At 46.3% G+C, this 22,352-nt stretch carries 28 protein-coding genes and 3 tRNA genes; 6 read left to right on the plus strand and 25 right to left on the minus strand.

Features of this window, described 5'->3' with window-relative positions; translation table 11 throughout:
• Positions 1–232: 232 nt before the first annotated feature.
• Complete coding sequence (locus tag ABRS97_RS02360) at positions 233–604, minus strand: P-loop NTPase family protein (RefSeq protein ID WP_367811285.1); 372 nt, start codon at positions 602–604, stop codon at positions 233–235.
• Positions 605–637: 33 nt separating this feature from the next.
• On the opposite strand from ABRS97_RS02360, the gene ABRS97_RS02365 reads away from it, so the two are divergent.
• The gene (locus ABRS97_RS02365; protein WP_367811286.1) at positions 638–910 is read left to right on the plus strand and encodes a hypothetical protein; all 273 of its coding nucleotides are present in this window, start codon (positions 638–640) and stop codon (positions 908–910) included.
• Between the two features lie 206 nt (positions 911–1,116).
• Here the strand turns inward: ABRS97_RS02365 and ABRS97_RS02370 are convergent, their stop codons facing one another.
• Positions 1,117–1,485 carry a hypothetical protein gene (locus ABRS97_RS02370; RefSeq protein ID WP_367811287.1) on the minus strand — a complete coding sequence of 123 codons (369 nt, stop codon included), beginning with the start codon at positions 1,483–1,485 and terminating at the stop codon, positions 1,117–1,119.
• A 28-nt stretch (positions 1,486–1,513) separates the two neighbouring features.
• A complete protein-coding gene (locus ABRS97_RS02375) occupies positions 1,514–2,419 on the minus strand; it encodes a hypothetical protein (protein WP_367811288.1) in 906 nt (301 codons plus the stop codon).
• A gap of 126 nt (positions 2,420–2,545) precedes the next feature.
• Here ABRS97_RS02375 and ABRS97_RS02380 point away from each other — a divergent pair, with 126 nt between their 5' ends.
• Complete coding sequence (locus ABRS97_RS02380) at positions 2,546–2,830, plus strand: hypothetical protein (RefSeq protein WP_367811289.1); 285 nt, start codon at positions 2,546–2,548, stop codon at positions 2,828–2,830.
• Between the two features lie 14 nt (positions 2,831–2,844).
• A complete protein-coding gene (locus tag ABRS97_RS02385; RefSeq protein ID WP_367811290.1) occupies positions 2,845–3,318 on the plus strand; it encodes a helix-turn-helix domain-containing protein in 474 nt (157 codons plus the stop codon).
• A 23-nt stretch (positions 3,319–3,341) separates the two neighbouring features.
• On the opposite strand, the gene ABRS97_RS02390 is transcribed toward ABRS97_RS02385, so the two are convergent.
• The 15 genes from ABRS97_RS02390 to ABRS97_RS02460 all read right to left on the minus strand — a co-directional run bounded on the left by ABRS97_RS02390 (position 3,342) and on the right by ABRS97_RS02460 (position 11,505).
• Positions 3,342–3,743 (minus strand): hypothetical protein, encoded by a 402-nt coding sequence (locus ABRS97_RS02390; RefSeq protein ID WP_367811291.1) that lies wholly within the window; start codon positions 3,741–3,743, stop codon positions 3,342–3,344.
• 5 nt (positions 3,744–3,748) lie between these two features.
• The gene (locus ABRS97_RS02395) at positions 3,749–4,273 is read right to left on the minus strand and encodes a hypothetical protein (RefSeq protein ID WP_367811292.1); all 525 of its coding nucleotides are present in this window, start codon (positions 4,271–4,273) and stop codon (positions 3,749–3,751) included.
• Positions 4,274–4,446: 173 nt separating this feature from the next.
• Positions 4,447–4,767 carry a DUF4326 domain-containing protein gene (locus ABRS97_RS02400; protein ID WP_367811293.1) on the minus strand — a complete coding sequence of 107 codons (321 nt, stop codon included), beginning with the start codon at positions 4,765–4,767 and terminating at the stop codon, positions 4,447–4,449.
• A complete protein-coding gene (locus tag ABRS97_RS02405) occupies positions 4,764–5,168 on the minus strand; it encodes a hypothetical protein (protein WP_367811294.1) in 405 nt (134 codons plus the stop codon). The genes ABRS97_RS02400 and ABRS97_RS02405 overlap by 4 nt, the downstream gene beginning before the upstream one ends.
• Positions 5,165–5,350 carry a hypothetical protein gene (locus ABRS97_RS02410; RefSeq protein WP_367811295.1) on the minus strand — a complete coding sequence of 62 codons (186 nt, stop codon included), beginning with the start codon at positions 5,348–5,350 and terminating at the stop codon, positions 5,165–5,167. The genes ABRS97_RS02405 and ABRS97_RS02410 overlap by 4 nt, the downstream gene beginning before the upstream one ends.
• Positions 5,350–5,538, minus strand: coding sequence for a hypothetical protein (locus ABRS97_RS02415; protein ID WP_367811296.1), 189 nt, complete (start codon positions 5,536–5,538; stop codon positions 5,350–5,352). Before ABRS97_RS02415 ends, ABRS97_RS02410 begins: the two co-directional genes overlap by 1 nt.
• Positions 5,535–5,864, minus strand: a complete 330-nt coding sequence (locus ABRS97_RS02420) for a hypothetical protein (RefSeq protein WP_367811297.1) — start codon at positions 5,862–5,864, stop codon at positions 5,535–5,537. The genes ABRS97_RS02415 and ABRS97_RS02420 overlap by 4 nt, the downstream gene beginning before the upstream one ends.
• A complete protein-coding gene (locus tag ABRS97_RS02425) occupies positions 5,851–6,189 on the minus strand; it encodes a hypothetical protein (protein ID WP_367811298.1) in 339 nt (112 codons plus the stop codon). The genes ABRS97_RS02420 and ABRS97_RS02425 overlap by 14 nt, the downstream gene beginning before the upstream one ends.
• Positions 6,190–6,378, minus strand: a complete 189-nt coding sequence (locus tag ABRS97_RS02430; RefSeq protein WP_367811299.1) for a hypothetical protein — start codon at positions 6,376–6,378, stop codon at positions 6,190–6,192. It lies immediately after the preceding gene.
• Between the two features lie 690 nt (positions 6,379–7,068).
• Positions 7,069–7,659, minus strand: coding sequence for a hypothetical protein (locus ABRS97_RS02435; protein ID WP_367811300.1), 591 nt, complete (start codon positions 7,657–7,659; stop codon positions 7,069–7,071).
• A 23-nt stretch (positions 7,660–7,682) separates the two neighbouring features.
• Positions 7,683–8,531: a DUF3102 domain-containing protein gene (locus ABRS97_RS02440; RefSeq protein ID WP_367811301.1), complete on the minus strand. Its 849-nt coding sequence runs from the start codon at positions 8,529–8,531 to the stop codon at positions 7,683–7,685.
• Between the two features lie 129 nt (positions 8,532–8,660).
• The gene (locus tag ABRS97_RS02445; RefSeq protein WP_367811302.1) at positions 8,661–9,713 is read right to left on the minus strand and encodes a tyrosine-type recombinase/integrase; all 1,053 of its coding nucleotides are present in this window, start codon (positions 9,711–9,713) and stop codon (positions 8,661–8,663) included.
• Between the two features lie 140 nt (positions 9,714–9,853).
• Positions 9,854–9,926: transfer RNA gene (locus tag ABRS97_RS02450), tRNA-Val, on the minus strand.
• Positions 9,927–10,171: 245 nt separating this feature from the next.
• A complete protein-coding gene (locus ABRS97_RS02455; RefSeq protein ID WP_367811303.1) occupies positions 10,172–10,534 on the minus strand; it encodes a DUF1304 domain-containing protein in 363 nt (120 codons plus the stop codon).
• A 134-nt stretch (positions 10,535–10,668) separates the two neighbouring features.
• A complete protein-coding gene (locus ABRS97_RS02460; RefSeq protein WP_367811304.1) occupies positions 10,669–11,505 on the minus strand; it encodes an alpha/beta hydrolase family protein in 837 nt (278 codons plus the stop codon).
• Positions 11,506–11,643: 138 nt separating this feature from the next.
• Between ABRS97_RS02460 and ABRS97_RS02465 the strand changes: the two genes are divergently transcribed.
• Positions 11,644–12,555, plus strand: a complete 912-nt coding sequence (locus ABRS97_RS02465; protein WP_367811305.1) for an S-layer homology domain-containing protein — start codon at positions 11,644–11,646, stop codon at positions 12,553–12,555.
• A 139-nt stretch (positions 12,556–12,694) separates the two neighbouring features.
• On the plus strand, positions 12,695–13,834 hold the full coding sequence (locus tag ABRS97_RS02470; protein WP_367811306.1) for a hypothetical protein: 1,140 nt from the start codon (positions 12,695–12,697) through the stop codon (positions 13,832–13,834).
• Positions 13,835–13,891: 57 nt separating this feature from the next.
• Here the strand turns inward: ABRS97_RS02470 and ABRS97_RS02475 are convergent, their stop codons facing one another.
• The 4 genes from ABRS97_RS02475 to ABRS97_RS02490 form a co-directional block, all read right to left on the minus strand.
• Positions 13,892–14,632, minus strand: a complete 741-nt coding sequence (locus ABRS97_RS02475) for a DUF1906 domain-containing protein (RefSeq protein WP_367811307.1) — start codon at positions 14,630–14,632, stop codon at positions 13,892–13,894.
• Positions 14,633–14,878: 246 nt separating this feature from the next.
• Positions 14,879–14,952: transfer RNA gene (locus ABRS97_RS02480), tRNA-Ile, on the minus strand.
• Positions 14,953–14,966: 14 nt separating this feature from the next.
• A tRNA-Met gene (locus tag ABRS97_RS02485) sits at positions 14,967–15,043 on the minus strand.
• A 90-nt stretch (positions 15,044–15,133) separates the two neighbouring features.
• Positions 15,134–15,298, minus strand: coding sequence for a hypothetical protein (locus ABRS97_RS02490; protein ID WP_367811308.1), 165 nt, complete (start codon positions 15,296–15,298; stop codon positions 15,134–15,136).
• A 185-nt stretch (positions 15,299–15,483) separates the two neighbouring features.
• On the opposite strand from ABRS97_RS02490, the gene ABRS97_RS02495 reads away from it, so the two are divergent.
• Positions 15,484–15,996: a 2'-5' RNA ligase family protein gene (locus ABRS97_RS02495; protein WP_367811309.1), complete on the plus strand. Its 513-nt coding sequence runs from the start codon at positions 15,484–15,486 to the stop codon at positions 15,994–15,996.
• 49 nt (positions 15,997–16,045) lie between these two features.
• Here the strand turns inward: ABRS97_RS02495 and ABRS97_RS02500 are convergent, their stop codons facing one another.
• From ABRS97_RS02500 to ABRS97_RS02510, 3 genes are read right to left on the minus strand one after another with little or no spacing between them, the layout of a single operon-like run.
• Entirely contained in the window at positions 16,046–17,776 is a 1,731-nt protein-coding gene (locus ABRS97_RS02500; RefSeq protein WP_367811310.1) for a hypothetical protein, read from the minus strand.
• 29 nt (positions 17,777–17,805) lie between these two features.
• Entirely contained in the window at positions 17,806–19,062 is a 1,257-nt protein-coding gene (locus ABRS97_RS02505; RefSeq protein WP_367811311.1) for an efflux RND transporter periplasmic adaptor subunit, read from the minus strand.
• A 59-nt stretch (positions 19,063–19,121) separates the two neighbouring features.
• Complete coding sequence (locus ABRS97_RS02510; RefSeq protein WP_367811405.1) at positions 19,122–22,232, minus strand: efflux RND transporter permease subunit; 3,111 nt, start codon at positions 22,230–22,232, stop codon at positions 19,122–19,124.
• Between the last annotated feature and the right edge of the window lie 120 nt (positions 22,233–22,352).

Consider the following 22,352-nt stretch of genomic DNA (forward strand, 5'->3'; position numbering starts at 1 on the left):
CGCATAGGTCTTCCGATATAGTTATTTTATTTCTTTTTAGTACTCTCTAGTCTTTTCCGTTACTTGTTAATAACGTGATTTACCATATTTTGAGATCGCTGTGAACGCTGTCCAAGAAACTTAAACTCGTTATATCTTCCGTTTTCGTACGTTTTCACTATTGTAGGGCACTAGCCCTTTAGTCTCAACGACTTATTCAAAACTTTAGCGTTTTCGACACATTAAGACACATTTAGCGCATTCCACGATTACTTGCGCCCTGAAACGATATCTCGACACACATATCCCGTACGCGATCGGCAAGGCGCGCGTCATATAATCGCATCAATTCCGCCATTGGTAAATTTGACGTGTAAATAGTCGGAAGCCCCGCCGTTGTCCTTGCGTTAATGATTGCGTGCAGATCGGCGCGGAAAGCTTCGCTAGCATCGCGTACACCTACGTCATCCATAACGAGAAATGGTACGGACTGCGCGATCCCCTGCGCTTTGTAGTAGCGAGCGGCGGCGGGCGCTGCGGTTTCCTCGGGTACACGCGGCCGATTGAACGTATTGAAATCCGTCTGCCACTCGTTCACGTCGAGGAAGTACGCCGGTCTAACCAACGGGGACGCGCCCCTCCGTATCGATCCGATGTAATGGACGCTGAGGTACTCGTTAAGGAGGGCGGCCGCCGTCGTCGTCTTGCCGGTGCCAGGCTCCGCGGAATAGAGGTACAACGATTTAATCCGCGGACCGCCGTCATCAAACTGTCGCGTAAATGTCTCCGCGTAAGTACCGATAAAACTCCCGAGCGCCATCGAATCGCTGCCTATACGAACGAGGGAATCACGACTTGGAGCGGTCTTAAGCGTGAGCAGACGGTATTCCGCGGGCAAGTTAGCGGCTGCGATCCGTCCGCCCGCGCCTGAAAACCCGTGCATGGCGACGAATGATCCGCACAGCGCGTTACATGCGTCCGTATTGGCGTACGTGCATGGTTCGCGTAAGATGCATTTGCTAGCGTGACTTTGGGACAACGTTTATCACCGCCTCATGTAATTATGTACCATTTCGCAAAAAGATAATCATCGATAGGTATATTTTCTACTTCTACGGTAATCCTAGTAGGTTTACATTATTTTAAATATTCGAGACTCGCGAAACTGTCCGGTATTATGTCGCCGAATATCGTCTGATTCCAGTATTTAGCCGAAGCTAATTCACGATTGGCCGTGATAATTTCGGTTGTCAGTGCGGCGCGTTCAACTTCTGATTTATCAGTTTTACGTGATTCCATAATCGTTAGATTTGTCGCGTAATACCGTGCTTCGGCGTCTAAGTAGCTGTAATAATGTACAGGCCATACGATCAGGATAGCTAGCGTAAGGACGCCTCCGACGAGAGTCATAAAATCTCCGTATGCTACGTGCTCCCATGGCAAAGAGTTCGCCAAGGCGACCCCTGCAATCACGGCGATAACCGATCCTAATAATATTAATAACATAACGCCGCACCTCCGTTTGTTTTTGTAATCACTTGGTCACCTCGACGATACCCTCTCCGCGGCAATGTGCGCATACTTGGCGTTTCCCTTCATCTAATTGTGTTAAAAACGTCCGGATATACGCTTCGAGATTCGTCTGCAACTCCGCGTAATTATTCCCGCGAACCGTCTGCGCCAAGAGTACGTTATCCGCTCCACTGCCGTATTTCGGACCCTTCAACTCGAACACGCGCGCCATCTTCCAGCGGACTTGCTCCGTTACTGTTTTAGGTTTACGTGAGCGTACGGAGGGATAGTAGGAACGCGATCTTGTTTCATGGTACGGAATCGCAATTCGCTCATCTACGCGAAGCATTTGGATATTACGCAAGTTATCGATGTAATATTTATCGTCCGATCCATCAACGCGTTCCTTCACGCGGTCATAAACGAGGTTGAATACGGTCTCTGCGCTAATCCTGCACGGATACTTATGCTGCGTCTCCGGAAACTTGGCGATATTATTCGGAAACTCGATCGTCACGTATGACGGAATTTGAACGGGCGCACAGTTACGGTCGATGACCTCGAATTCAACCGGTTCGAGATACGGCTTCGGATCGTCATACTTGGCGCGGTAGAATTCCGCGGTTTCGCCGCAAAGATCGCCGTCGTCATCATACGTAAAAGAATCCACCGGTACCTCATGCGGTAATTGCGTAATCTCCTTATAGCGCTCATACAGTTCATAGCCGATAACGCGTCGACTTGTCTTACGCTTACGTTCGATTGTGTTAACCGTGCCCTCAACGATCGCGTACCGATTGTCTCCGGGTGCTGGAATCGCGTCGACTCCGTTGATTACATGAGTGTTGCCGAAAACGTGCGAACTGTATTCGCTGAGCTTAACGTAGCTGAATCCGTCTTTCTCCATTACGATAATTTTATCCGTCATATTAGCGCCTCCTTATAGTAATTTGCGTGGTACGTCTTCTAATTTTAAATTTCCCTTTACATGCGATAACGCATATGCTATATTATTAACAAGAGATGCGATAACGCATAAATAGGAGGAGTTACAATGAAAAAGGAATACGTTGACTATCGGTTGAGTTTTAAAAATACTTCCACTAAGTTTCTAATTGTAGGCAGTTTAAGGACTGTACTTAGTTCTCATCAAACATTAGAAGAGGCTAACGAAGCATTTGACTTATTGCCCCAAGCTTCTTCTACTCCATTTAGTAGTATTTACGTGATGTGCCCTGGAGAAGAAAAGACTCTTGATACAATTGTTTCGCTTGACTTTAAATGGCAGCCTGAGAAAGAGGAAGTCCACCAACAGTCAGATGACTTTTTCGAACTGTAAAGGAGCTGTTTAATTTGACACGAGATGAAAAATTCGGACGTCTTCTTGCAATAGCGAATGTCCTATGCGAACGGGTTTTTGAAAAAGATAAACAAGAAGTCACCGTTAAATACATGGAACGCTATCATCGTAAGCCGATGGAGGTATTCGGAAAAATACATAATGAATTGATCCAATATACGCATAAGTTTGGCGAACACGAGTGGCACCTTTTTAACATGTTCGACGAGATCATTTCAAATATTGATTTTTCCGAATTCAACAATGAGCCACTTAATGAAGTTTACCTTCATAGCTTCCATTCTCAGCAGCACACTTTACATAATATTATGGGCGTAGAAGATGCGGCCGAGCTATGGGGATACTCTAATCCCGGGACAGTCAAGAACATGTGCGCAGAAGGTAAAGTAAAGGCGACCAAGATAGGTAAAACGTGGGTAATAGACCGCAATCAGCCGAATCCTAAACAACCCGACTCTCACGAATGAGAGTCTTTTTAACGTTCACTACGTCATAACCACGCAGTCACTTCGCCCGCACTCGGAGCGCCCTCTTCTGCCGCTGCCCGCCTTTCCCTCGCTTCCTTATCAGCTAAAACCCGTGGTAATATTCGGCTCGCCACGTACGACAATACGAAGCCTGCCGTTAACTGCGGATACTCGCGCGTTGGCCGGTACTCGCGGAACGCCTCGTCAAAGACTTCGCGGAGGACATCTGCGCCATATTGCGTCAAATTACGTTTAATAATCGCCTGCTCCGCGGCCCAGTTACGATACGGCACGTATTGCTCGATTCCGTAGAGTTCGCGATTGAGATCGATGCACATCGTTTGCACCGTCCGCGCGTTCCATTTCTCAGGCGTAATATTGCGCCAATCTTTGCGCTGCTCCGCGGTCAATTTGCTTCGTGCCATCCCAATCAGTCCTCCTCGCTATCTTCCCATCCGTTATCAATCATGTCTTGTTTATCCGCGCATGATTTGCAGCAGTCTTGGTACACTGACGATTCCTTCACGTACTCTTCACCGCACTCATCGCAAAAACGTAACCCTTCACTGTCGCGCAAGTCCTCTGCGTGGTCAACTAGCGCATTTTCTGCGGCGCGATACTTAAGATACGTCTCGTGGTCTTCATGTACGAAGAAGTACTTATAGTCCGCTCCCACGTATTCGCGAATAAGCCCGTTTAGGCGCTTGACTTCTGCTTCCGCCGCCACTGCCCGCCTGACCGCGTGCGGCCATCCGGTGCGTGCCTCGGCGATGAAACGGGCGTATATTTCAATTCGTGTATATGCAACGGGTTCCATTCCGTAGTCAGTAGCCACATCCACGGCGTATTGAAAATAGTCATCACCCTCTACTCCTACTATGTTACAGTTACCGCAATCCGTAAACGCCGCATCACATAGCGCTAAATCAACGGTGAGATCACGTCTTTCATCCAAAATTATACGCCTCCTCGCAATATATTTGCAATAGTTACTTTTCTTCATAGCAGAAGTAAACAGATGTATTGACTTTTAAGTCACGTTAAAGCCAACTGTATTATTGACGCCAGGCCACGGAATTCTGCGCCAGCCAATTACGAACGTTGCGACTTGTTCGTCAACGGTTGCGTTCAATCTACGGTTGTACATTTCACCTCCTCCTCGTCAACTTTATCGGCCATTTCCGCTAGAATATCGCCGTGACATGATCTCGGTTTACAATAACAACAAAGAACTTTCCCCTTTAGTCCGTGTAGATCGCGCAACAATTGTGGCTGCCTTAGAATCCATTCGCGGTAGCTTGTGATAGCCTCCTCGCGTGTAGCTACTTTAAACAGCGCTTTCGTACCTTCCATATGTGAAAACGGATTCCCCCACTTACTTCCGCGCCCGATGTAAACGTCATAAGGTTGTTTGTGGTGCTTGTTAATGACAGTTGTTTTTGCGCTCATGCGGATGCCTCCTCGTGAAATTTTCGTCTTGCGAGATAGTTACGGTAAGCCCGCTGGGCTGCGCTTGCGCCGGATATTGGCGCACCTACTCGCAAGCATTCCGCGATAAACGGCTCCGCCACGTCGCGAAACGGCTGTCCTGTCGTGTACAACCGCCAGTGAACGAGCTCGTGAAGCAGCGTACCCAGGACTTCGGAGCGCGTCCGTTCGGCGTTAGTTTTGCAACTCAAACGAATGAAGAAGCGTTCTTCCGACGTGCGGACGCAGAACATGCCGTTATATCGCGTCCATTTACGATTGACCAATTCGATCGTTCCGGTGAAATCGACGTCCCAGTGCTTGCGGCACATTGCGGTTGCTTCCGTGTATAATTCTTCTAGCGTCAAGTCCCCGTTACTCATTCCGCAGCCCACGCTCCCTTCCGTTCCTTCTCCGTCATCCCACTAGTCGACGCGATTATCGCCCAGTTCCGCCCGCACTGGATTGGCGCGGGGTCTGCGGACGTATAACGGTTACCTGCGTACGATACGATCGTCGTTGTCGCGCCGTCTTTTGCGCGGTTAACTGCGTCAAAGAACGTCATTACGCCGTCCACCCCATTCCACCAATAGTTGCCACGCCGATGATCGTTATGACCGCGAAAATAACGAATAATTTACCGGCGATTCCGATATTGTCGTCCAGCCACGTGAACAACGAGACCGCGGCGATTAGTCCGCTTACCCCCGTAAGCGCCCACGTTAGTGTCGCGAAAAATAAGTCCCAGTTCACGCGATCACCCCGCTTGTCAGTTCCGTCAACCGCCGCCGTTCCTCCGCGATTGCTTCGATATAGTCTGCGATTGTCTCTGTATTTCCCCACGCCGACCGCACGGAAACCGTCGATATTGCCGCCGCTAATCCGACCGCGGTAAATCCGTAATAGGCGTCCGGTCGCCATTCATCGCGGACAGGTGGCGGAGCTGCGCCCTCTTGCGCTTTGTAACCGGGAGCCTTCGCCGGGTCGACCGTGTGGTGGCGCTCTAAGATAAAGTTGCGGTCGCCGTCCGTGGTTAGGCGATAGTCCGGCGTTAGGTTAATTACGTTAGTTTTCGTCATATTGCGCCTCCTTTACGATCGTCCATTTTCCGCGGATCTCACAATCCTCGAATAAATCGCCCTCATCTCGGAGCTTAAACGATTCGCCCGTCACTTGCGAGGTAATCCGCGCGCCCTCTTCGTACGCGGCGAACGCCTCCATAAAGTCAACGGGTGGCTGACGTTTGCGCCACTCCTTACTGAGAAGCTGCGCTGTCATTTGCGCGACTAAATCGTCCCGGAAACATAAGTGACCGTCTCTTTTCGTAACGAAATAACACGCATCAGTAACCGTTTCGTACGTCTCCCCTTCGCGGATACTGCGGATCATTTCCCACGTTTTCATTTAAGCGTTCACCTCCGTTCGGTTAAATTTGATAGCGAATTCGATTTCCCACTCGCCCAATTTTTCGTAAAGAAATCCCGCTTTGGCTGGCGTTATTTTACCGGCCGCCAATTTGCACGCGATAATCGTATCATGCGCCTCGATCGCGCCATAAAACTGGCGGATCTTTCGTTGCGATATCCTCGCCATAGTTAACGTCCTCCTTTTACCGTTTATGTACGGCACATCTAATTTCGCACACTCTACGAAAAAACTACATTTGTCCATATCGCGCCACCGATCACGTTCGTCCATGCGGGAGCCTGGCGGGAGTCTAACGTGAAGCCCGCGTAGAGTATAACGTTAGTAATTCCGTAGTAATAACGTTATAAGAGCGTTATATAAAGATCTTTAAAGATATTAATAAAAGATCTTAAAGATATAACGATATTCACTACGTTCATATCGTATCGTCACATTCGTTCCGAACAGGTTAAACATATACTTTTCCGCGAAAGGGTCTAAAACAAAGAGAAAAGATAGCGCCGGACGGGTCGGCCGCCCATTTTCGCGCCCCGCACCCGTTGCCCTCCGTCGTCCGCCCGAATCTGAGCGATTTTAGCCGGGAAATTAGTCACTTTGGCATCGAGTTGGGACGTTTTATCGTCCGAAAGGTTTAACGCGCTAATTTCACGTAAATTTCACGGGGATCTGCAAGAGCGGTATTTTTGGCGATTGGCGGACGTAATTTCACGAAAAAACTACAAACGTCCATATCGTTTCATACCGTGAAACTCAGGTAGCGGCGTAACCAGACGCGGCGGACACGTTCGTTACCGCGTGACATTTCCGCCAATTCGAGGAATATGCGTGGCTGGCACGCGGTGAAGTCGATTACTTTCATACACGAATCACCTCCGCGCTGAGAATGCGTACCTGCGATCGTACGAACGATAGAAAATTTTCCCCTACGCCGTCGCGAATCATCATATTAACAATAGTCTGTTTAGCATCTATTTTTCCTAAAGTCGCTTTCCTACTCGCGCGATAGGGCGTTGTGTGGTAATACGCTTCGATTAATTGTTTATAAGTATTACTGAGTGATTCTGGTTTTCTTGAAGTTGTGTCTAGTCTCCAATAGTGATCAACTGATTCTTTAATATCGTACAGAATGCTCTCGATCTTGCGCTGTTGCGCTGGGCCTGGTCGAAATATCGGTAATCTAGTTTGTGATTTCTTAACCCTCTTTTTGTCTATGCTGCTGCCGCCTGTTTCCAACATTGCAGTTTTGGTCGGCCTCCCCCTTTTACTACTGCGCAGCTCAGATGATGTAGGCAAAGCAGGAGCTTTAGTGCCATTTTTCAGGTCAGAGGGAGCTACTAGTGTTGTGAATAACCATCTAAATACCTCAATGTTCGGCAGCATTTCAATAGTGATTTTCCCGCCTTCCGTTATAACTAGCTTTCCAATCTCCATATTTGCCTCTAACATTTCACAAACCTCCGTTTTTTGTTTTATATTATAATGTCGATTATTTCGTTGTTACCTTGCTTTGAACAACTAAGTGCGCGTTCCATGCCGTTAATGAACTCCTTTAACGCCTCCACTGTCGAAATATACTCAGTATACGCTTTGTCAGAAATATTTAAGTAAGCAGAGCGGTAAGTACTTAAGTGTGCATAATTAAGTAGCAGAGTCTGTACATCGTCTGAAAAATGCTCCGATGCTCCGTCTACTTCGATATGGTTTGAGATTCTCTGAGTGACCTCGTTTTCAATATCCCCGTACTTGGCTTCATATCGTTTTAAGCGTTCACTAATTACAGGGTCAGCGACGACTTTAGGTGGGGATTCGCGCATCGATTCGATCGTATTCGTTAGGGTTTCCGCGGTCGCTTGCGCAGATGCTGCGCGTTTTTTCGCTTGATCGCGTTCCATTTCCGCGGTTTTTAGCGCTTTCTTAACTTCGCGCAGTTCGCGCACGGTCATTTCATCGACCGTTTTGGTCCCGCCCGTTGAAGGAATCGTGTGCGGCGTTGAGATGAATTCGGCCCGGTCGATATCGGCAGGGAGTGAGAGCATTTCGAATATTTTGCCGACAGGTAGCTGTTGCGATGTCGCAACCTCTCCGAATTGAGTAAATCCCTCAATTAGCCTAAACGCTGTGGTCCGATCAATATCAACTTCACGCAGCCAGGCAACCCACCCACCGTATTTATCTGCTAATTTTAGATCATGAACATATTTCAGACGCCGCCCTATCTCAAATAGCGCATGACCTGCAACTTGCTTGTACGAGTTAATCTCCGCAGTAATAACCAATATACTTGATGACAACATTTCCGCCTTTGCTATAGTAGACACACTGTCGTTACCTCCCCACCCTCTCGTCCTATACTTAACTAATGTACAGCCGAAGGAGTTTCGCACACTTCCGAGCAAAAAAAAAAAAAACGCCACCCCATCGCTGACTAGCGTTAGAGCGGCGTTATCTTACCGCTTTATTTTCCGTCCGCGGCTCAACTTCCCTATAATATCGTTCATCGGCGAATACTGCTCATGTTGACGTTTAATTGACGTTTTGGACAAATGCGTATAGCGCGTTACAATCCGTAAGTCTTTATGGTTCAATATCTTCACAAGATGACGGATGTCTCCGCCATTCTCTAAAAAAAGCGTGGCCGCGGTATGCCGAAACAAGTGCGGATGGATGCGAATATTTAATTTCGATTTCTTCGCGTGCTGATTTAGACGATGACGGAAATTATTGTCCGTTAGAGGCTCGCCATAGTTCGCGAGGAAGAGGTACTCCGAGTCCAAGTCTTCGTTTTCCTTCAATAATTCTTTTATTAGACGCAATGTATTCGCAGTAACCGGAACGTTATTATCTCGTTTACCTTTCGTGTCAAGCGCAGGGAAATAAATCATGCCGAGGTTAAAATCGATTTGAGACTTCTTAATCGATAGTGTTTCCGATATCCTGCCGAAGGTGTCCAGAAGAACGTTCATAAGCACATAATCGCGAAATCCTGCAAATGTTCGCTGATTCGGCGCTTGAAGCAATATACGAATCTGCTCTACATTAAGAATATCGATTTGCTTATCCTCTTCCGCGGCACGTTTAACATTTTCCGTCGGATCATACTCGATTAACTCTTCACTTTTTAGAAAACGGAACATCGTTCTAATAGGTTTCATGCGGATATTTACCGTCGTAGCGGAAAGTCCTGTAGTCTTCGCGCTGGTTGGCGCAAATATCCCGCATTCCTCATAGCGAACCTTTTCCCGCAACATAAACGACATATAATCGCGCAGCACATCGGGAGTGATATTGCGAACATCTCGATAAATTTTACGAATTTCAAGGAAACGGCAAAAGTACGTGTAGAGATCACGGTAACTTTGGAGCGTCTTAGCGGATAGATTTTCCGAACTCTTAGCGCTATAAAAACGTTCAAATAGTGCGTCTAGATCATGCGCGGCTAGTAGCGCAGTCCTCGTGTTCTTTACTTTACGCTTGGCTCGCGGATCGGGATTCGTAGACAAAACAAAAACGCCTCCTATCGGATAATTACCGAATAAGAGACGTTCTTGTGACGAGCGCTACCCTGTTTTAAAATACGAGCGGTACCCTGCGTGTGTCCATCGTAAAGTCAAACGTTGTAATAGCGCGGTTTATAGCGGGATGACCTGTAGTGGGCTCGAACCACTGACCCCTACCCTGTCAAGATAGTGCTCTCCCAGCTGAGCTAACAAGTCGTTTTTGAAGACAATTTAAAATATACCAAGGATGAAACACAATGTCAATATCTTCTTTTGAATTATCTCACTATTTTCCGTTCAGTCACCTTGGCACTGAAAAAAACTTTAGCGCTGAATACTACACAACCTGCCGAGCCCGCCACTTCAGTATTCTTCAACTCCACATAACAGTTGAAAAAAATATGTAAACACATTGTACTCCTCTATTCAGCGGTTATCGGCAGGTGTAGCATATTCAATACTTACGAAAACATAACAAACAATAAAGCTATTAACGCAGGAAGTCCTTGAACTACAATAATTGATTTTTTAGCAGTCAATCCTCCAAAGATTGCTGCGATAAGGACACAGGCTAGAAAAAATATTTGAAGATGTCGAGAAACCACCGCGTCAAAATAAAACAGACTCCAAATCAATCCAGCGGCTAGAAATCCATTATATAAGCCTTGGTTTGCAGCTAGTGCTTTTGTAGCTTCAGCAAATTCTTTTTTTGTTCCAAAGGCTTTTAATCCTTTAGGTTTCGCCCATAAAAACATTTCCAAATATAAGATATATAAATGTTCTAGAGCTACAATAGCAATTAAAACTTTACTAATCATATGCATTCTCTCCCTGCTCCTTTGTTAACGGATGTGAACGTTCATTCTATATCCACTTCAAGTTTTCTCTTGCTATACGCATTTATTAATTGTGCAATGCCAGCGCGTGCAATTCGTTGTATCCGCCCGTTTACGCCCAATTATTGGAGCCAACTGCTGATTGTCTTTTTGGTCACAGCTATAGCTTCTTGCAAAGCTTTGGTTGCCCCTTGATACGGATGGACTGTCCCAAATGTATGATTCCCCTCCGCAATTCGAAACCACTGAATCTCCGGGTTGCTCTCTACCAATGAAGCTGAACCCGCAATCCATCTAGTACTGTCTTCGGTGCCTTGAATAAGCGTAATAGGAAACACTGCTTCCTTAACTCGGCCTATTAAATCATACCGGTCCGCATTCTGTTCCATGTCCTCCAAAATAACCAGATCAAGCGGCATTTGCTGCTTAGTACGACCGTTTAGCGTGTAGCTTCTGCCCCTTTCTCGCATTTCCGCTTTATTTTCTTCGGTCAGCAAATCAACGTCAGATATTCCATTCCAACTGATCACACCAGAAACCTGTTCCGGATGATCCAGTGCATAAATCAAGAAAACTCCTGCCCCTCGGCTATGACCTAAAAGAAAGATGGGTTTCCTTGGTTCTCCGGCAGATAGATGAGAATGAATAAAGTTCACAACAGCTTCTACATCTTCCACGTCCTTCGAATAAGTAGCTCGCGCAAATTTATCCAGTTCCGTAAAGTTTAGAAGATCTTCTCCCACCCCATTATGGGATAAATTAATCGAAACGACATCTACATCCTCGTTCAGCGCACTTGCTACGTGTGGGAACATGCCCCAATCCTTAAAGCCTTTATACCCGTGGCAAAGAAGCAATGTCCCTTTCGAAGGCTGTGTTGCCGAAGCGTAGAAATCGCCTCTAACGACTCGTTCATGTTCTATTTTGATTTCAAACGCTCTATGCACGCTATGCTCCATATGATTCCCTTCCCCTCCCTTACGTGTGCAGCGTTTCCGCGTTCTTGTATTCTTCTGTTATTTTAGCACACTCTATTTTTAAGAGCATGTGCAACATTTCCTGATTTTGTTCGTTCAAAAGGATAGAGGTGATTAATAATGATAAAAAAATGGCGTTTAGCGCTAGGCTTATTGCTTGTGTTCGTCCTGACGTTCTCTCAAAGCGCACTCGCTTTCACGGACATTCAAGGCGACCCTGCTCAAGCCAAAATCGAGGCATTACAGCGAGATGGTATTATCAATGGAGTTAATGAGGACACTTTTGATCCGAAAGGAACCGTCACATTCGCTCAGGGAACGCATTTGATTGTCAAAGGATTGCATTTAAATTTGGATCGTATTCGTTTCATCAAGGAGCCGAAAGCCAGCGATTATTTCGATTATGTACCCAATGATGCATGGTACGCGTCATCTTTAATTATCGCTTCTCACAATGGCATAAAGCTGAAAAGAGATCTCCAGCCTCAAACAGCCATGACGCGCGAGCAATTCGCCACCAGCTTGTACCAAGCCATTCAGGGCACCGGCAGCTATATAACGAATAAAATGTGGCTGGTTGTCAAGGATGCGCCGGAATTCTCCGAAGGAACGATATCGGCTGTACAGGATTTGATTAAATACAAGGTGGTTTCTCTTGTAGACGGAAAGTTCCGCCCTAAAGACGAAGTCACACGTTCCGAAGCTGCGGAAATGATTTTTAACGCGATTGCTTTCGTGAAATCACATCAACAAGATCAACCCGCTCAAGACTCTCCGCACTCCGAAGTCACGATGACTGTTACACCAGTGAATGCAGATGTGAATACAATCACTCTCTCTAGAGGAAGTAAACCAAACCCTGGATACCAAATCACCATCACCGGTATCGACTTCCCCGAACAAGGGCAGGCTGTTGTCCGCTACAAACTGTCGGATCCGCTCCCTGATATGGCTTATGCTGCCATAATAACAGAACCTAAAGCGGAAACCTATGTAGCGTCGATTTACAAAGTCACATTGAAAGAAGAATAAATTTTTCCGAGAGCAGACCATTGTGGGTCTGCTTTTTTGCTATCATAAATTCCCGCTGAATAGTAAAAACTTGACTATAGCGGCTAGGCGCAATTGGATTATTCACCAATTTAACAAAAACCAGGGAGGAAGCCCCCTTATGCATCGAGTTCTAGCAATCAGTTTGCTCCGAAAGCTGGTCTGTGCAGGCGTTCTATCATTAAGTTTGGCAATACCGATGTTCCCAATCCATACCGTTGCACAAAGCTCCGCTGAGAATGGGCAAAAGATGGCAGCAACGCCTTCATTTCAACTCATTGTTAGAGTGTCTCCTGGCGCTTCCTATGAAACGGAGGCTTCTCTAACTGACAAAAAAATGCTTAAGGAACTAGAAGATGCAGTTCCAGGAGATCCCTACGACGGAGCGCTGCCTCCCGACGTGACGCTTTCATATGAAAAGGCCGGGCGTAATTTGAGCTACGGAGTCACCCCGGAAGGTGAAGTAGTGGACCTCACTAGAAAGTTGAAGCTGAATTTATCTTCCCGTGTTCAGGAACTGCTCGCCGGACAAGTTCAAGCGCTACGTGCACAGCATTACGGCGAAATCCTTCCTTGGGAGCAAGCAAGCGAAGTATTGCCCAAATACAGCAAGTTCACGATCATCGACGTGGAGAGTGGTCTTAGCTTTGAAGGACAGCGCCGGGCGGGCTCCAGTCATGCGGATGTGCAGCCGCTAACCAAGCAAGATTCCGCGACGCTCAAAAAGATATACGGCGGCGCATGGAGCTGGGACCGCAAAGCAGTCCTCGTGAGGCTGGACGGCCGCACGTTAGCCGGCTCCATGCATGGCATGCCGCATGGCGGGGACGGCATTCCCGGAAATGACTTCAACGGTCATTTCTGCATCCATTTCCTCGGGAGCGTGACGCACGGCTCCCGCTCCTTCGATCCAGCGCACCAAGTTATGGTGCACCGTGCCGCAGGCTTGCTGACAGCGTATATCAGCAAGCTTACGCCTTGGGCGCTCATCGACGTCTGGATCAGCGCCGCGAACCAAGGTGACCTGCAGCTGCTGCAGGTCACCACAGGGCAAGAACAGGCTGTGCATATGCGAACGATGCGCAGACTGTCGAAGTTCCAGGAGCGGGACACGTCCCAGCTCCTGGAACTTGACACCGCGGTCGACGTCACGGCTACGCCGGAGGGCTCGAACGCGGCAAAAACAAGGCGAGTCCTCTTTCATCTTGAAAGAGGCTCGGTAACTTCGCGCTGGTACATTCGCAGCGCCGTCATTCAGTGAAAAAGCCCGTAATCCCTCCCTCGCAAACACGGGTGAGATTACGGGCTTTCATTGGCTTCACTCCTCCGGCTGACCGGAAGCTTTGCGCAGCTCATTGGCCAACCGGTGAAACTCTTCCCGGGCAGCAGCTGAAATGGTAGCTTCATGCGCAGCAGCAAGAAAGGGGATGATTTTGTTGGCATCCTCAGGACTAAGCGGAGGAGACACGGGCACGTCAAACGTGTTCCAAAAGCCCTCATTACCATAGGCTTCGTTATAATCAACGCCTATGCCGTGAATCGTTTCATCATTTTGGAATTGATACACATGCAGAAATGTTGACTTATCCCCGCGACTCCAAGCATATGTCTGCCAAAAACGTGAACAAGCGGCTGCCGCGTGTACAGCTTCCATGACCTGATAGGAGCCATAAACTCCTGTCGTATAGCCAGGTGTAGCTTCACTCGCTGCTTGGATGTAGGCAATAACCGTAGGCAACTGGGCACTCGTTGCATCAAAGTCGACTGCGAAATAAATACAACTGCCTGGCGGTTGCCCCACAGCAGCAGCAACCTGCAACGCTGCAGCTCCATCGGCCAGTCCTGCACTTCTTCCTCCAAGTGCGCGATTAGCCGTTGTTTCGTAGACCGATAATATCTGCAGACCTGCGTCGGAAATAAGTTCAGCCTCCTGTTTTGTTAATGCCTTGGCCCCGCTAGGAACCAAATACCTCCCAACAAAGCTGTAACCATCCTTACTGAAAGCAGCAGCCGTATTGGCAGTTAAAGGCGTCGAGCAGTCGAATCCGTTGACCACCATCTAGCATCACCCCACCTTTACTTGTCTCATATAAGTTATGCGTACAAACTGGCCAACGTTACCGTCATTGAGCTCAATTACTTCAAAACGTGCAGGAATACCGTACCAAAGATAGGAAATACTAAACAGAGTGGTGTGGGCCTACAAGGTAAATAAGCCCCTTGATCTCATCATTTTCAGATGAAACCAAGAGGCTTGTTTACTCCCTAGAAAAAAAAACCCTTATTTATCAGGGTTTTCAGTGTATGGGCCCAGAGGGACTCGAACCCCCGACCAATCGGTTATGAGCCGACCGCTCTAACCAACTGAGCTATAGGCCCAAATACAAATCATTTGGTTGCGGGGGCAGGATTTGAACCTGCGGCCTTCGGGTTATGAGCCCGACGAGCTACCGAGCTGCTCCACCCCGCGTCATTGGTTGCCGATTACAGCGACAAAATTAAATATACACTAATAACGATTGTAAAGTCAAGCGTTAATTTTATGGCAGTTCAGGTAAAATCAGGTGTTAAAACGCACACCGAACCGGCCTTTTTTGGACTTATATACTTCCACTTCTTGCGGGCATTCATATCCGTAAATCCACCAATCTTCTTCCATCCGTTTCGCTAAACAGCCAGCTTGAAATTTGGAATCGTAAAGTTTAGCCCAATAAATCCAATGCATGTCACTCACTCCGTTTTTTTGTCATCGTTATTACTATCATACCCAAAAATGACCACGCTTATGAGGGTAATGATAATCGAATGCCGCCGTTTTAGAAAAAGCAGGAAAGCGGCATACTAAGGATAACCAAGTGCTGCAATTCCCTATTGAGTTGGCAATGTTACGAAAATAATAGGAGGAATTCGATGAACTGCGGAATCGCCATATTTCCATCCAAAGAAGTTCAAGATGCTGCGAATACGTATAGAAAACGTTATGACCCTCACTATCATTTCATTCAACCACACCTTACAATCAGAGAAAATGATCAATGGGATAACCGACGGCTCGCATCCGCTGTAGAACGGTTGGAGGAAATTACGAGATTTTATGCGCCTTTCGAGATCGTGTTTAATCGTTTTTCTTCATTTTTCCCTGTAACCAATGTTATTTATTTAGCTCTTGCAGATACGGATGCCATGCTGAAGTTGCAGAAGGCTATTTGCTCTGAAGAATTAGCGGAAGCTGCGAAACCCTATTCCTACTATCCGCATTTGACAATCGGCCAAAAATTAGGCGATGACGAGCTCCATGACATTTTGTCCCCACTTAAATTAACCACTGTCAATTTCCGTTCCCTAGTAGACCGGCTTCACCTCTTATATCAGACGGAAAATGGCGCATGGACCGCCTATCAAACGTTCCTGCTTAGAGGGTGAAAAAAAGCCGCATGATGGCTCTTCACGAGCGTTTCATGCGGCTTACCTATTATTGCTTCAAAGTAGTCAACAGACGTTTAACCGTTTCTCCGTTTTCCCCTGGGAATGTTTCATATATTTTTATGGTGAGCGGGTAATCCAGTTGTGAGGAGTTTGCATTCAAATCGATCGTATTGGTTCCGCTGTATATCCGACCTTCGCCTGACAACGATACCTTCGTGTTCCCAACCGGATTATTTTGTTTATCGAACAGCTCGATAAGCATCTTGTTGTTAAAGGCGTCTGCCGTTACTTGTTTATCAGGAGCAATGTCAAGATTCAGCTTGAGCTTGTAGTTATATGACATATTGGCTTGGATGAGAGCTGAAATCGACCAATCTTTGATCTTGATGTCGTACGGGTAGAGCTTGAGAGCATCGCTGGTAGGCTCATTTTTCTGAACAGGCACTTTCGCTGTTGCCAGCAGAGATTTATAAGCAGTGTCTCCACTAGCCTGATTGCTGTATAGATTCATTTTCAAGCCCTCTCCTGTTTCCGAGGAAGGCAACGCATAAGCATAGCTAACTACATAGGAAGCTTTAGGAACGACGCTGATCGCGGTTTTCGCCTGTCTGCTTCCCGCATAAGCGTATCCATCCTTACTAATAAGCTCAGTTTGAATAGCAGGTATAGGAATCGGCCTGTCGCTGTTGTTCGTCATTTTGAACTTAGCTACTGCCGTGTTGAAGCCGTCATCTTCGTTCGACGTAATGTGCAGTTCCTCCAGCGAAATATCCACGTTTGTCGGCACGTATTTATTCGTAGAATCCAGTTTCACTGGTGTTCCAAGCTTATAGTCTGGAGCAGGAATCACGCCCAGCGTCACTGCGCCAGTAGGGAGCAGGATGTTGACCCGGCCAACCCGATACGCATCTTCCCCATTCGCTGTAGCGAATTTTTCCGGTGTAACGACATTCAGACTTGAGAATTCAGTGTCCAGATCAGAAGGAATTACAACGTGCACAAATTTTTTCTCGCCTGGATCCAGTGTGACAGATGCTTCTGCGCGGTTGCCGGAATATACGGAACTCTCAGTTTTTCCGTCGATACCGAAGCTAGGAACAGTTTGGCGTTCTGTAGTTGGATTTAGCGCTTGAATCTGTACGACCGTCGATACCCCTTTTGCTGTGATTTCCTTATGAATATCTACGGGAACAAACTGAATCGGGGAATGCAGAGATGGCAGCGCGAAAGGCTCACCCCACTTCAATATGGACGACTGATTCGTAATTGTGCTGTTGCTTCCATTCCAAACCATGCTAGAATCCGCTGCAACGGTCAGCAATGTTGTTTCTTTTTTCGGATATACTTCCAAATCCACATCAACAAAACTAATTTCTGAGAGAGCTGCATCATCGCTACGATCAACGGTGGACAGGTAGCTCAGCTCTTGTTGGCTTTTGGGTTGAATCGACTTTGGATTTTTGCTGCTTGGCTCCAGGGTGTACTCTACACCGTCTGCCATGCGAACACGCAGTTCATAATCGGGCACCCTCGTTACTTTACCGCTCGTATTTTTGATTCGGATGACGGCGCCGAGCTTTGTTTTATCCGAGTCATGTTCATTCAGAATGCTTTTGATCTCTACATCAATCGCATCCTTCAAATTGTAGCTGGCAACCGCAGCTGCGGTACTCACCGTGCTGGGTACTTCAGCGGCCCAAGCCGGCAAAGATGCTGTCGTAAAAAGCGCAGCGGTTAGTGCGATCGTCGTTAACGTCTTTTTCATAGTCTTGTTCACGTGGTTCTCCTCCTAAGATTTACTGCGCTTTAGTTAGCTATCTTCACCTTATCTTGATCTTTGAGTTGATGTTGACCGGAAATAACAAGGATTTCGCCTTCTTTAACCCCGGAAATAATTTCCTGACTCGTTTCATTGAGGCGGCCTAATTCTACCTTGCGTTTCTGTGCCGTATCGCCATTCAGAATATACACGTAGGAATCGCCACCCTCACGGACGATGCTTAACGAAGGAACAACAGGAACAACTTGCTCATCTTCTTTCGTTAATTGGATTTGAGCTTTAGAACCCGGTTTGAGTTTGCCATCCGGATTATCAACCGATAATTCCAAATCATAGGCATTGGTTTTTCCATTGATGACATCGGAAAGATACGCGATTTTTGCCGAGGCTTTTTCCGTTACTCCAGGAATATAGAAAATGAGTTCAGTTTTGCCTCTGACAAGATTAGCTGCTGTTTCCGTGAGCTGGGATTTAATTTTTATTAGATTGGTTTGCTGGACCTCACCGACTCTAACGCCTGGGGCAACCGTCTGTCCCGCTTCGATCGTCAGATCCGTTAAAATGCCTGATGCCGGAGCTTTCACTTCAAGATTGCTAAGTGTTCTTTCAATACTGCGGCTGCTGACTTGTGCGGATTCATAAGCTGTCTCTGCTTGAGAAAGGGAGTTGGTATCTTGCATTGCTTTAAGTTTTCTGCGTGCGCTATCCAAATCCTTCTTTGTATTGTTCAAATTTGTTTCGGCTTGTTCGAGCTGACTTTTGGTAACAAGGCCTTGATCGTAATCATTGCGAGCTTTATTATATATCTTCTCTAGATCACTTACTGCCGTCTCCAATTTAGACACGCCGTCTTTAGCATCCGCGATCCCATTTGCCACATTTTGTTTAGCAGACGAGAGACCCTCTTGCGCCCCTTTTAAACTTACTGCATTCAAATCTTTCTGGATCAACGTATCCGTTGGATCCAAACGGAAGAGAACATCGCCCTTCTCTACCTTCTCGCCGCGTTTTTTCACGATTTCGATGACTTCTCCGCTGCTTTTGGTTACAACATCTAGCTGTACGGAAGACACAACATCTCCGACTTGCTCAATCGGCTCACCAATTTTCAATTTCTTGATTGGAGCTGATTTTACCGTTTTTTCTTGCTGCTGTGCAGCTGATGGCGTGCCCGTAGGACTTGCAGCGGGAGCTGCGGAACAACCAGCGGCGATCGCCGCGCTCAACGCGACGATACCGAATAATTTGACACTTTGTTTAACCGTAAGCAACTGACGTTTCATGTTCGATTTCTCCTTTTCCCCTGTTCAGCTTAGAGTTTTCTTGGTACTGGATTTCACCCTCAGTGAGTAGCTGTTGCTGTTGGCTCCGATGGACTGACGTCCGATTTTCCTTTTAACTTGGATAAACGGGCTTCGCTTTTCTTGAATAAGATTTCATACATGATTGGGACAATAACGAGCGTTAACAGCGTTGAAGTCGTAAGACCGCCAATAACGACAACAGCCAAGCCTTTGGAGATGACCGTACCTTTCGATAATCCAAGACCTAAGGGCAATAGTGCAATAATCGTAGCTCCTGCAGTCATGATAATAGGTCTGATCCTTGTCATTCCTGCTTCCACAAGCGCATCGCGAATCGAGTAATTATGCTCTCTAAGCTGCTGTACGCGGTCTACAAGTACGATAGCATTCGTTACGACAATACCAATCAACATGAGGAAACCGATCAGAGAAGTGATATTCACAGATTCACCAGTCAATATTAATCCCAAGAGCCCTCCTATCGCGGCCAGAGGCAGGGAGAACAGAATCGCTAATGGCGCTTTGGCATTTCCGAAAGCAATAACCATGACCATGTACACAATGAATACCGAAGCAATGATGGCTAAGAACATTTCATTAAAGCTCTTTTTAATATCGTCGGACACACCTTTTACTTCACGTGTAATCCCTGATGGGAGCTCCAGTTTGGCTAGTTCGGCAGACACTTTTGCACTGACGCCGCCCTTATCCGGACTATCGATTTTCGCGCTAACGTTTAGCACTTGTGATTGGTCTTCACGTGAAATGGTGTTTGGTGCTTCGATTTGATTCACTTTGGCTACTTCGTTTAATTGAACCGTCTGCCCCGAAGGTGTCTTTACCAAGAATTGACCCATTTTATCCACAGAATTTTTGTAAACTGGATTCAGCATCACTTTCGTGACATAGGTTACGTTATCAAATTTCAAATCGCCCAGCTTTTCTTCTGCAATCCAGCTATTGACGGTTTGCAGAATTTGGCCTGCCGACAACCCGTACAACCTTGCTTTGTTCTGATCGACAATGATTTCGACTTCAGTCTTGGAATCGCTCAAGCTGTCTTTAACATCGCTCAGTTCGGGAAATTCTTTTAACTTTTCTTTAATCATTAAAGCTGCCTGCTGGAGAAAGAGTTGGTCGTCTCCTTTCAGTGAATAAGAGAAATCCGAGCCGCCGGAATCTGGAGGACCGCCGGTAAACAATTCGATTTCTACATCCGAACCTTTTGGAAGCTGCTGCAACATGTCTGCTTTGTATGTTTTGATCGCTTCTTTCGAATTCGTCGCCTTACTTAACTCAAAGAACAATGACGCTCTATAGGCATATCTATCCTCACTTTGATTATATCCAACCAGTGATTCAACGTATTTGAACGAAGGTTGGCCCGTTTTGTCTTTATAGGATTTTAGAATCCCTTCAATTTCCTTTACTTTTTCACTCATCATATCCATGGACGTTTCCCTTGGCATTTTAATGCCAATACTCCCTTGCAGAACCGTTTCACTATCAGGCATTAAAGATACGGCAAGATTAGGAATTGTTACACCGATGGAAAGCAGGAGCACGCCACCTGCTATCAATAATGTTTTGATTCGATTATTAAGTGACCACACAAGTGCTTTCTTATACCGCATCCCCATAGGACCTACATGATTCTCATCATGTTGTGTGGCCTTCTTGCCGCTAAGAACCAGGAGCTTGGCAAGCATTGGTATTACAGTTAAGGCTACTATTAAGGAAGACATTAACGCCACGACAAGTGTGATGGCGAACGGACGGAATACTTCGCCAATAATCCCGCTGACAAATCCAATTGGTCCGAATACGCCTACAGTTGTAATGGTTGAAGACGTAATTGCACTGGATACTTGCTCGGTAGCTAATTTAATAACGGATTCATTCCGTTCTTGGGCTTTTTGCAGTTGACTGTAAATATTCTCAATAACAACGATACTATCGTCCACAACCCGACCGACTGCAATGGCCATCCCTCCGAGTGTCATGATGTTAAGAGAGATGCCCAGCGGCCCCATAACCAATAGCGTTACTAGAATGGATAAAGGAATAGACACGAGTACGATTAACGTCATCCGTATATTTCTTAAGAAGATCAGTATCATTAAGGAAGCAAGAACAGCACCCAACCCACCTTCTTGCACCATACCGTGAATGGATTGTTTAATATCAACTGCGCTGTTGTAAACAATCTGGAATTTCACGCCTCTTAGCGTTTTTCCCCAGTCATTCATAAGCTTATCGGCTGCATCAGCAAATTCTACAGCATTAGCCGCTTTCGTTTTATATAGAAGAACACCGATTGCCGGCTTGCCATCAAGTCTAGCTATAAACTTTGACTCGCTGATTGCCTCTACTTTAGCAATTTGTTTTAGCTGAAGTGTAACGCCTGTTTTCGTTGTAATCGTCAAATTTTCCAAGTTGTAAATAGTGTTGAACTCACCTTTTATCCGAACCATTTGTGTGTTTCCGTTAAAATCCACATTGCCGGCAGGGCTTGATACGAGGGAGGATTTAATGAGATCCGTTACTTCCCCTGGCGATAAATTGTAGTTGCTAAGTGCCGGCGCATCCAACTTAATTGTCAGCGTTGCTTCCTGATTACCTACTGAATCTACATGGTCAATACCTTTCAAACTGTTGAAACCAGGCAGAATCGTGTCCTTGTAAGATTTATCAAGCTCTACTTGATTCATGCCTTCATCGCCATATACGGCCAGAAAATAGACCGGAGAGGAAGCAAATCCATCTGTTAATACTTTTGGCTTCTCTACACCTTCTGGAAGCTTAACGTTGGAGATCAGACTCTCCACGTCTTTTTTTACATCTTCAGGCTTCTTGTCTTGGTTTAATACTAGAATAACCTGAGAGTGATTGTCCTGCGAGTCAGATTTCAGCGTCTTCAATCCATCCAGACCAGCTACAGCTTTCTCCAATGGCTTCGTTACGTCATCAAGCACATCCTTCGGAGGTGCAATGTACGTAGTGCTGATCGCAACGACCGGAAATGTAATATCCGGCATACTTTCTACCTTGAGTGATGTCGCTGAGAAAGTACCACCAACGACTAGCAACAGCATAATAATGAATACTGCAGCTATGTTTTTCATCGAAAAATTCGTAAATTGTTTCATCATCACTTCTCCCCTATCACCAGCTTCGTTTCCAGTAAATCCCTGATTCGTACTTATTCATCATAAACGTTATTTCTTAACAAAACATAAACTAAAAACGAAATTTTTATGTTTTTTCTA

Source organism: Paenibacillus tabacirhizosphaerae (assembly GCF_040812395.1).
Classification (GTDB): Bacteria; Bacillota; Bacilli; order Paenibacillales; family NBRC-103111; genus Paenibacillus_E.

Bases quoted from the DNA above. Each gene is read 5' to 3' on its own strand.
- ABRS97_RS02365 (WP_367811286.1), top strand. From the start codon at position 638: ATGGACGCTGAGGTACTCGTTAAGGAGGGCGGCCGCCGTCGTCGTCTT.
- ABRS97_RS02370 (WP_367811287.1), bottom strand. From the start codon at position 1,485: ATGTTATTAATATTATTAGGATCGGTTATCGCCGTGATTGCAGGGGTC.
- ABRS97_RS02375 (WP_367811288.1), bottom strand. From the start codon at position 2,419: ATGACGGATAAAATTATCGTAATGGAGAAAGACGGATTCAGCTACGTT.
- ABRS97_RS02380 (WP_367811289.1), top strand. From the start codon at position 2,546: ATGAAAAAGGAATACGTTGACTATCGGTTGAGTTTTAAAAATACTTCC.
- ABRS97_RS02390 (WP_367811291.1), bottom strand. From the start codon at position 3,743: ATGGCACGAAGCAAATTGACCGCGGAGCAGCGCAAAGATTGGCGCAAT.
- ABRS97_RS02400 (WP_367811293.1), bottom strand. From the start codon at position 4,767: ATGAGCGCAAAAACAACTGTCATTAACAAGCACCACAAACAACCTTAT.
- ABRS97_RS02405 (WP_367811294.1), bottom strand. From the start codon at position 5,168: ATGAGTAACGGGGACTTGACGCTAGAAGAATTATACACGGAAGCAACC.
- ABRS97_RS02410 (WP_367811295.1), bottom strand. From the start codon at position 5,350: ATGACGTTCTTTGACGCAGTTAACCGCGCAAAAGACGGCGCGACAACG.
- ABRS97_RS02420 (WP_367811297.1), bottom strand. From the start codon at position 5,864: ATGACGAAAACTAACGTAATTAACCTAACGCCGGACTATCGCCTAACC.
- ABRS97_RS02425 (WP_367811298.1), bottom strand. From the start codon at position 6,189: ATGAAAACGTGGGAAATGATCCGCAGTATCCGCGAAGGGGAGACGTAC.
- ABRS97_RS02430 (WP_367811299.1), bottom strand. From the start codon at position 6,378: ATGGCGAGGATATCGCAACGAAAGATCCGCCAGTTTTATGGCGCGATC.
- ABRS97_RS02435 (WP_367811300.1), bottom strand. From the start codon at position 7,659: ATGTTAGAGGCAAATATGGAGATTGGAAAGCTAGTTATAACGGAAGGC.
- ABRS97_RS02455 (WP_367811303.1), bottom strand. From the start codon at position 10,534: ATGCATATGATTAGTAAAGTTTTAATTGCTATTGTAGCTCTAGAACAT.
- ABRS97_RS02460 (WP_367811304.1), bottom strand. From the start codon at position 11,505: ATGGAGCATAGCGTGCATAGAGCGTTTGAAATCAAAATAGAACATGAA.
- ABRS97_RS02465 (WP_367811305.1), top strand. From the start codon at position 11,644: ATGATAAAAAAATGGCGTTTAGCGCTAGGCTTATTGCTTGTGTTCGTC.
- ABRS97_RS02470 (WP_367811306.1), top strand. From the start codon at position 12,695: ATGCATCGAGTTCTAGCAATCAGTTTGCTCCGAAAGCTGGTCTGTGCA.
- ABRS97_RS02475 (WP_367811307.1), bottom strand. From the start codon at position 14,632: ATGGTGGTCAACGGATTCGACTGCTCGACGCCTTTAACTGCCAATACG.
- ABRS97_RS02490 (WP_367811308.1), bottom strand. From the start codon at position 15,298: ATGCATTGGATTTATTGGGCTAAACTTTACGATTCCAAATTTCAAGCT.
- ABRS97_RS02495 (WP_367811309.1), top strand. From the start codon at position 15,484: ATGAACTGCGGAATCGCCATATTTCCATCCAAAGAAGTTCAAGATGCT.
- ABRS97_RS02505 (WP_367811311.1), bottom strand. From the start codon at position 19,062: ATGAAACGTCAGTTGCTTACGGTTAAACAAAGTGTCAAATTATTCGGT.
- ABRS97_RS02510 (WP_367811405.1), bottom strand. From the start codon at position 22,232: ATGAAACAATTTACGAATTTTTCGATGAAAAACATAGCTGCAGTATTC.